This is a genomic window from Streptomyces sp. NRRL F-5123 (genome assembly GCF_000721495.1).
GTDB lineage: Bacteria > Actinomycetota > Actinomycetes > Streptomycetales > Streptomycetaceae > Actinacidiphila.
Genome location: NZ_JOHY01000142.1, coordinates 1 through 1,849 on the forward strand (window position 1 = coordinate 1; position 1,849 = coordinate 1,849).

General features: G+C 69.3%; 1 protein-coding gene and 1 pseudogene. Both read left to right on the plus strand.

The features are described from left to right. Positions 1 to 27: 27 nt before the first annotated feature. A pseudogene (locus IH54_RS47515) lies at positions 28 to 752 on the plus strand (condensation domain-containing protein); the annotation flags it as partial. Positions 753 to 770: 18 nt separating this feature from the next. Continuing rightward, positions 771 to 1,849 (plus strand): AMP-binding protein (locus tag IH54_RS40980; RefSeq protein WP_234344282.1); only part of this gene is annotated, 1,079 nt, incomplete at its 3' end.

Consider the following 1,849-nt stretch of genomic DNA (forward strand, 5'->3'; position numbering starts at 1 on the left):
GGCCGCGAGCACGGCAGCACGATGTTCATGGTGCTGCTGGCCGCCTACCAGGCCCTGCTCGCCCGCCACACCGGCCAGAACGACATCCTCGTCGGCACCGTCACCGCCGGCCGCGACCGCCTCGAACTCGAACCCGCCATCGGCTACCTCACCGACGTCCTCGTCCTGCGCGCCGACCTCACCGACAACCCCACCCTCGGCGACCTCCTGGACCGCACCCGCGACGACGTCCTGGCCGCCTTCGCCCACCAGGGCATCCCCTTCGAGGAGGCTTCGAACAAGCCAAGTTCGACCTCATGATGGAAGCCTGGCAGGACCACGACGGGCTGCTCGTCACCCTCGTCTACGACGCCGAAATCTTCGACGCGGCCACCATCGAGCGCCTCACCGACCGCTTCACGCGCCTGCTGCGCGCGCTCCCCGACCACACCCGCACCCCCTTCGCCGCCGTCCCGATCCTCGGCCCCGACGACCCCACCGTCCTGCACGGCCCCACCCTCGGCGAAACCCCCGCCTTCCTCGACCAGTTCGCCCACCAGGTCCGCGAACGCCCCGACGCCATCGCCCTGACCTGCGGCGACCAGCACCTCACCTACGCCCAACTCGACACCCGCGCCCGCGAACTGGCCACCACCCTCCCCCACCACACCGTCATCGGCATCCGCCTCGGCCGCACCACCGACGCCATCGCCGCCATGATCGCCACCTGGCACGCCTCAAGCGCCTACCTCCCCCTCGACCCCGACTACCCCCAGGCCCGCCTGGACTACATGACCCACGACAGCGGCACCGCCCTCGTCCTCACCCCCGACGGACCCGTCCCCACCACCACAACCACCCCCACCACCACCACCGACGCCGCCTACATCATCTACACCTCCGGCTCCACCGGCACCCCCAAAGGCGTCACCGTCCCCCACACCGCCCTGACCACCCGCACCACCTGGATGCGCGACAACTACCAACTCGGCCCCGGCGACCAGATCATCCAGTTCGCCTCCCACAGCTTCGACACCCACATCGAAGAAATCTTCCCCGCCCTCGCCTCCGGCGCAACGATCAAACTCCTCCCCGACGGCCCCCTCACCCTCACCGACCACCTCACCGACACCACCGTCCTCGACCTGCCCACCGCCTACTGGCACCACCTCGTCGACGACATCGACCACACCCCCTGGCCCACCACCCTCCGCCTGGTCATCCTCGGCGGCGAACAAGCCCAGCAAACCGCCCTCACCCGCTGGCACCACCACTTCGGCAACCGCATCCGCCTCATCAACACCTACGGCCCCACCGAAGCAACAGTCATCGCCACCGCCGCCGACCTCACCGAACCCGACACCACCCCCCGCAATCCCCCCATCGGCCGCCCCATCGCCAACACCCACATCACCCTCCTCGGCCCCCACAACGAACCCGTACCCCCCGGCACCCCCGGCGAACTGTGCGTCTCCGGCCCAGGACTGGCCACCGGCTACCACAACCGCCCCGACCTCACCACCCAACGCTTCCCCACCCTGAACGGCACCCGCCACTACCGCACCGGCGACCGCGCCCGCCTCCACCCCGACGGCCACCTCGAATACCTCGGCCGCCTCGACCACCAGATCAAACTCCGCGGCTACCGCATCGAACCCGGCGAAATCGAAGCCCACCTCCAAGGCCGCGGCGCCATCGCCATCCACAACAACACCCTCGTCGCCTACACCGCAGGCCCCCCCGACGACCTCCCCGCCACCCTCCACAAAACCCTCCCACCCCACCTCGTCCCCACCCTCTGGATCGAACTCGACCTGTCTCTTATACACATCTCCGAGCCCACGAGACAGGCAGAAATCTCGTATGCCGT